The 233-nt window shown below is 43.8% G+C and carries 1 protein-coding gene; it reads left to right on the top strand.

What is annotated here, in order from left to right; all coding sequences use genetic code 11:
• Positions 1–230: NAD-binding protein (locus tag AAEY93_RS21165; protein WP_351079737.1), on the top strand; the 230-nt coding region annotated here is incomplete at its 5' end.
• Positions 231–233 lie beyond the last annotated feature (3 nt).

Here is a 233-nt window from a genome sequence, read left to right as displayed (position 1 = left end):
ATCCGCAAGTAATGGAGAACGTGCCATCTAGCAATGGTTATAAAGGCGGCTTTATGAGTAAGCTCATGCAAAAAGATCTTAACCTTGCGATGCAAACGGCTAAAGATACGGAAGTTGAAACCCCAATGGGAGCCAAAGCGACAGAACTTTATGAAGCACATACGGTAGACAACGGCGATAAGGACTTTTCTAGTATTATGGCGCGCCATGATAGCTCAGTACTATCTTAATGC

Origin of the sequence: Shewanella sp. CAL98-MNA-CIBAN-0140 (assembly GCF_040309905.1) — a bacterium.
Classification (GTDB): domain Bacteria; phylum Pseudomonadota; class Gammaproteobacteria; order Enterobacterales; family Shewanellaceae; genus Shewanella; species Shewanella psychromarinicola.
This window is presented reverse-complemented; position numbering and strand designations above follow the sequence as displayed.